Here is a 6,000-nt window from a genome sequence, read left to right on the forward strand (position 1 = left end):
CCAGGGACTGGACGCCGGGGGTTCGGCGGAGCAGGCTCCGCCTTGCGCACCGCCGCGTAGAGCGGAGCTTGCTCCGCTTCCAAGGCATGCCGGACCTTCCAAAAGCAGCGGAGCGAGCTCCGCTCTACATGGCCCATTGCGTAGAGCGGAGCTTGCTCCGCTTCCACGGTACGCCGGACCCTCCAAAAGCAGCGGAGCGAGCTCCGCTCTACGGGGTCAATCCTGGGAGCGCTTGGTGGGCGTTTTGGCCTCGGTGCCGAAGTCGGCGATGCGCCACAGGTACTGGGCGGCATAGGTGCNCAATCCTGGGAGCGCTTGGTGGGCGTTTTGGCCTCGGTGCCGAAGTCGGCGATGCGCCACAGGTACTGGGCGGCATAGGTGCGGTACGGGCCCCAGCGTTCGCCGCGGGCCACCAGTTCCTTCGGGGTCGGCGCGGTTTCAAGCTTGTCGACGAACTGGGCGCCCTTGCGCACGCCCAGATCGTCCACCGGCAACACGTCGGGGCGACCGAGCCGGAACATCAGCATCATTTCCACCGTCCAGCGGCCGATGCCGCGGATCGGCACCAGCGCCTCGACGATGGCGTCTTCGCTCATGGTCGACATCCGTCGCAGGTCGGGAATCTCTCCGCGTGCCTCGCGCGCGGCCAGGTCGCGCAGGGCCAGGGTCTTGTTGCCGGACACGCCGCAGGCGCGCAGCGCGATGTCGTCGATCCGGCCAAGCGTGTCGAAATGCAGCCGGTTGCTGCCGATCGCGGTTTCCACCCGTCCGACGATCGTTGCCGCCGCCTTGCCGCTGAGTTGCTGGTACAGGATGGCGCGGGCCAGCGCATCGACCGGATCGAACGGCTTGCGCCAGGTCGGTTGCGGTTCGATGTAGCCGATCCGCTTCATCCAGGTGCCCAGCTTGCGGTCGCGCCGGCTCAGGTGATCGAAGGCCGCCTCGGTATCGAATCCGCGCGAATAGCGGGGCATGGACTTACCTGCGCACCGCGTCGATGGCCCACAGCAGCCAGCCCGCCATCAGCGCCATGCCGCCGGCCGGCGCCAGCTGGGTGGACAGGCCGGCGAACACCGCCGCGATCAGGCTGCCGGAAAACAGCAGGGTGCCGGCCAGCAACAGGAACAGGCCGGTCTTGCCCAGCCAGCGGGTCGTTCCCGGCGCCAGCGCGGCCAGGGCGATGCCATGGCCGAACGCGAACAGCGCCGCGGTTTCCAGCCGCGACTGGGCCACCGCTTCGCTGATCGCATGGGCGGCGTAGGCCGACAGGCCGACCGAGGCGCCGGCCAGCAGACCGCCGCACAGGGCGAACACGGAGGGTTTGCGTTGGCGTCGGTCGTAATGCATCAGCGTGGCGTCCTGCGGGTGCCGGCAGCCGTCCTTCCGCGCGGGAAAAACGGCCGTACAAAAAAACAACGCGCCGCAATGAGCGGCGCGTTGTCGGGTTCACGCATGGGACCTTGCACGAACAAGACAGGAATCCCGAAGCGGATTACTTGATGGCCCAGTAGATGTCGAACTGGCCGTCGGCCTCGAACGACTTGTCCACGCCGCTCTTCCAGGACTCGTACGGACGGTCGACCACTTCATAACCGTTGGTGACAGCCCAGGCGCGCAGCGCGCTGCGGTTGGCGTCCAACTCGGCCATGAAGCCGGTGTAGTTGGCGAACGCGGAGCGGTGGGCCTTGGTGACCACGTGCTCGACCGGGGCGCCGGACGGGATGGTGACCTTCAGGTCACCGGTCGAGGCGACCGGAGTGGAGGTGGCCGGCACCGGAACCGGGATCGGGTTGCCATCCTTGTCCTTGGCGTCGGCGCTCGGGGCCTTCGGACCGGTGCCCGCCTTGCGGACCGGCAGGGCGACGTCGAACGCGTACTTCTCCGCGCCGAAATCGGTGGTGATGATGCGGACCGGGCCGGCGGCTTCCAGGCCATTGGCGTCCATCACCCGCTTGATCCACTCCTGGTTGGACTTGATCGAAGCCTTGATGGCGTCATTGTTGCGGTCGATGTTGCCGGCGTTGACGACCAGCAGGTCCTCGGCGGGCAGCTCGACGATCTTCAGGCCCGTCAGCTTGCTGCCTTCGGTGCGGTAGTCGAAGTTCGGCACGGTGGCCAGCATGTTGGTCAGCTTTGACAGACCGGCCTTGACCGCGTCGCCGACGTGGCGGCTGACGTACATGCCGGCGTAGCGGCCGATCAGGTTCCAGCCGTAACTGACTTCATAGGTCTGGGTGATCTTGACGTTGCGGTTGTTCTTGCCGGTCGGCTCCAGGTTGAACGCGGTGACCTTGTCCGTACCCAGCTTCTGATCGGTGATCGCGTAGACGATCTTGCCGGTGCCGCCGTTCGGCGCCGGGCGCTCGCTGGCGGTGATTTCCCAGCTGCCCTTGCCCCACTGGCCCTTGGAATCGTAGTCGACGCGGGCGCCGACGCCGGCGTGGCCTTCGTCGCCACCGGAATAGGAAAGTTCGTTGGCAGCGTGCGGCAGCAGCGGGTTCCAATCCTTCAGACGGCGCACGTTGTTCAGCGTGTCGAACACGATGGTCATGCGGCGGTTGGTCTCGGCGCTTTCCTCAAGCTGACGCTTGGAAGGCAACACCAGGCCGATCACCAAAAACAGCGCCAGGACCAGCGCCAATGCAATCAGGAACTCGATCAAACGGGTCATTCAGGGAGTCTCCGGGGGCCGGTGCCTCGGCCATTGAAAATGTGCACCGCGCATCCTATCAGGCTTGGCGGGTTCCGCGCAGCCCATTCCGGCGATGGATCGCGCCCTTGTTCCGAACGCCCGGAAACACGCGCCCTTCACGCCCTTTTCGGGACAGCAACGGCCCCGTCGGCGGCGCCGGGATGCCGGCGCCTCATATAGGCAGACCAATCGCGACCGGACCGCCGCCGGTCGCCGCCCCGCTCAGACCAGTTGCAGCTCGAACGCCTTCAGGACCGCGCGGGTGCGGTCGCGCACGCCGAGCTTGGAGAGGATGTTGGAGACATGGTTCTTGATGGTGCCCTCGGCCACGCCCAGCGAATTGGCGATCTCCTTGTTGGAGAAGCCGCTGGCCATCAGCCGCAGGATTTCGGTCTCGCGATCGGTCAGCGGGTCCGGGCGATCCAGGCTGACGAAATCGTTGCGCATATGCTCCAGCCCGGACAGCAGTCGCTGGGTCACCGCCGGCTGCACCAGGGATCCGCCATCGGCCACGGTCCGGATGGCACCCACCAGTTGTTCCAGCGACACGTCCTTGAGCAGGTAGCCCTTGGCGCCGGCCTTCAGCCCGGCCAGCACCAACTGGTCGTCGTCGAAGGTGGTCAGGATGATCGCCGGCGGCAGCTGGCCGGCGCGGGCCAGCGCCTGCAGGGCCTCCAGGCCGGACATCACCGGCATGCGCATGTCCATCAGGACCACGTCCGGCTTGATTTGGGGAATCAGCTCCACCGCCTGCTTGCCGTCCGCGGCTTCGGCGACGACCTCGATGCCGTCGTCCAGCGCCAGCAGCGAGCGGATGCCCTGACGCACCAGGGTTTGGTCATCGACCAGGCAAACACGGATCACAGGCTACCTCCAGGGGCTGTCTCGGACAGCGGTTCGGTTTCGGGTTCGGCGCGCAGCGGGAGCACGCCGGTGCTCTCGGCCGCGGGGAGCCGGATGTGCAGGCAAAAGCCCTTGCCGGGCTGGGTTTCGATGTCCAGGGCGCCGCCGTACTGGGCCAGGCGCTCGGCCATGCCGCGCAGGCCGTTGCCGGAGATCACGGCGTCGGCGCCGGCACCGTCGTCGCGGGCGTCGATGAGAATGCTCCCGGCCTCGCGCCGGCAATGCACCCACAGATTGCGGGCGCCGGCGTGGCGGACCGCGTTGGTGATGATTTCCTGGGTGCAGCGCAGCAAAACGTGCGCGCGCTGGGGGTCGTCCAGGGTCAGCGGTTCCTCGATGTCCATGTGGATGGCCAGCGCCGGCACCTTCTCGGCCAGCGGCAGCAGGGCCGCACCCAGATCGATGGCGCCGCTGTCGCGGAGCTGGCTGACCGCCTCGCGCACGTCGGTCAGCAGCAGCCGGGCCAGGGTATGGGCCTGGCGCACGTGTTCCTGGGCCCGGCCCTCGGTGATGTGCCCGGCCACTTCCAGGTTCAGGCTGAGCGCGGTCAGGTGATGGCCCAGCAGGTCGTGCAGTTCGCGGGAGATGCGGGTGCGCTCGTTGACCCGCGCGCTCTCGGCCAGCAGTACCCGGGTGGCGCGCAGTTCCGCGTTCAGCCGGCGCTGCTCCTCGCGCGCCTCGGCCTGCTGGCGGGCCACGTAGGCGGTGATCAGCACGAACGCCGCGAAGCCCACGTAGAAGGCCGACTGGAACAGGGCCTCCCAGAAGTTGAAGTCCTCCAGGGCCATGAACGACCACACCAGCGGCGCGTGCCCCAGCAGCAGCCAGGCGATGGCCACCCGCAGGTTGAGCAGCCAGGGCAGCACCCCGGCCACGATCACCATCAGCATGGCGCTCAGGCCGGTCCGGCTGTAGACGCCCACCGCCACGGCGGCCAGGGTCAGCACCAGCGCCAGCGGGATGTTCCAGGCCTGGGACACCCGCGCCCCGCGCGCACCCAGCGAACGGGTGGCGAACCAGTAGCAGATGCCGAAGGTGAAATAGGCCAGCGCGGTCAGCGGAATGTCCACGCCCTTGCCGTCCGCGCCGCTCGACGGCGGCAGGAACCACACGTTCAGGACGATCGGAATACCGACCAGGGCCCAGGTATACAGGCCGGTGGCGCGTAGCAGGCGGGTGTGGCTGAGTCGTCCCAACATGGGCGCAGTTTAGGCGCAATCCCCGGCCCCGGCCGTCCATCGAAAGTCATGCGACAGGCCGCCGGTCCGTCCCGGCCGGTTCACGGACCGCTTACCCGGAAGCTGCCACCCTCCCGCCACAAATGCGATAATCCGCCGTCGGCCACCGCGCTGCGGCCGCCCGAACGAAAGCCTTTTGCAAGACCTCCCGCCCCGGAGCCGAGTAATGTCGATTGTCATCCGCGACGTGCGCGAGCACGAGCTGGATTCCGTTCTAGCCCTCAACAACAATGCCGGACTGGCGATCCTGCCGCTGGATTCGGCCAAGCTCCACCGCTTCTACGCGCAGGCCGAATACTTCCGCGTCGCCGAACGTGATGGCAACCTGGCCGGCTTCCTGGTGGGCTTCGGCTCCGATGCCGACCATGACAGCAGCAACTTCGCCTGGTTCCGCGAACGCTATCCGCAGTTCTTCTACATCGATCGCATCGTGGTCGCCAGCCGCCGTCGCGGTGGTGGCGTCGGCCGCGCGTTCTACGCGGACGTGCAGAGCTATGCCGAACTGCGCTACCCGCAGCTGGCCTGCGAGGTGTTCCTCGATCACGGCGCCGATCCGGCGCTGCTGTTCCATGGCAGCTTCGGCTTCCGCGAGGTCGGCCAGAACACGATGGCCGACGTCGACGTGCGCGCCAGCATGTTGATGAAGGAACTGTGCAGCTACCCGTGGGTGCAAGAAACCTACGGCGACGCCCTGCCCGATCTGCCCTGGGCCCGTACCCGCGCGCTGGCCGCCTCGCGCACCGAACGGCCCACCGGGACATGAGCGTGACCTCAGCGAACCTTGACTACGAACAGGCCGGCGAACTGAAGATCGGCCAGGTCGGCATCGCCAACCTGCGGGTCCGGACCCTGGATGTCGAGCAGCTCGTGCGCGAGATGCGCGAACGGGTCGAACGCGCGCCCAAGCTGTTCGGCCGCGCCGCCGTCATCGTCGATTTCGGTGGCCTGATCCGCACCCCGGACGTGGACACCGCGCGCGCGCTGATCGACGGCCTGCGCGGCGCCGGCGTCATTCCGGTGGCGCTGGCCTACGGCACCCGCGAAATCGAGCAACTGGCCGAACAGCTCGGCCTGCCGCTGCTGGCCAAGTTCCGCGCCCAGTACGAACGGGTCGACGCGGCGCCACCCGCGCCCGCCCGCCCGGCGCCCGCGCCGGAGCCGGCTCCC

General features: G+C 67.8%; 5 protein-coding genes and 2 pseudogenes. 2 read left to right on the forward strand and 5 right to left on the reverse strand.

Annotated elements, in window-relative coordinates:
* Positions 1–302: 302 nt before the first annotated feature.
* The 5 genes and pseudogenes from IQ458_RS12315 to IQ458_RS12335 all read right to left on the reverse strand — a co-directional run.
* A pseudogene (locus tag IQ458_RS12315) lies at positions 303–974 on the reverse strand (DNA-3-methyladenine glycosylase family protein); the annotation flags it as partial.
* A gap of 4 nt (positions 975–978) precedes the next feature.
* A complete protein-coding gene (locus IQ458_RS12320; RefSeq protein WP_203322991.1) occupies positions 979–1,347 on the reverse strand; it encodes a DUF423 domain-containing protein in 369 nt (122 codons plus the stop codon).
* Positions 1,348–1,492: 145 nt separating this feature from the next.
* On the reverse strand, positions 1,493–2,671 hold the full coding sequence (locus tag IQ458_RS12325) for a polyketide cyclase (RefSeq protein WP_183638158.1): 1,179 nt from the start codon (positions 2,669–2,671) through the stop codon (positions 1,493–1,495).
* Positions 2,672–2,914: 243 nt separating this feature from the next.
* Positions 2,915–3,556, reverse strand: coding sequence for a response regulator (locus IQ458_RS12330; RefSeq protein ID WP_183638160.1), 642 nt, complete (start codon positions 3,554–3,556; stop codon positions 2,915–2,917).
* Entirely contained in the window at positions 3,553–4,794 is a 1,242-nt protein-coding gene (locus IQ458_RS12335) for a sensor histidine kinase (protein WP_183638162.1), read from the reverse strand. The genes IQ458_RS12330 and IQ458_RS12335 overlap by 4 nt, the downstream gene beginning before the upstream one ends.
* A 205-nt stretch (positions 4,795–4,999) precedes the next feature.
* On the opposite strand from IQ458_RS12335, the gene IQ458_RS12340 reads away from it, so the two are divergent.
* A complete protein-coding gene (locus IQ458_RS12340; RefSeq protein WP_183638165.1) occupies positions 5,000–5,596 on the forward strand; it encodes a GNAT family N-acetyltransferase in 597 nt (198 codons plus the stop codon).
* 2 nt (positions 5,597–5,598) lie between these two features.
* A pseudogene (gene minC / locus IQ458_RS12345) lies at positions 5,599–6,000 on the forward strand (septum site-determining protein MinC); the annotation flags it as partial.

It is taken from the genome of Pseudoxanthomonas beigongshangi (genome assembly GCF_016820515.1).
GTDB lineage: Bacteria > Pseudomonadota > Gammaproteobacteria > Xanthomonadales > Xanthomonadaceae > Pseudoxanthomonas_A > Pseudoxanthomonas_A beigongshangi.

What these genes read in the sequence shown, in the direction of transcription:
- IQ458_RS12320 (WP_203322991.1), bottom strand. Translation starts at nt 1,347, where the DNA reads ATGCATTACGACCGACGCCAACGCAAACCCTCCGTGTTCGCCCTGTGC.
- IQ458_RS12325 (WP_183638158.1), bottom strand. Translation starts at nt 2,671, where the DNA reads ATGACCCGTTTGATCGAGTTCCTGATTGCATTGGCGCTGGTCCTGGCG.
- IQ458_RS12335 (WP_183638162.1), bottom strand. Translation starts at nt 4,794, where the DNA reads ATGTTGGGACGACTCAGCCACACCCGCCTGCTACGCGCCACCGGCCTG.
- IQ458_RS12340 (WP_183638165.1), top strand. Translation starts at nt 5,000, where the DNA reads ATGTCGATTGTCATCCGCGACGTGCGCGAGCACGAGCTGGATTCCGTT.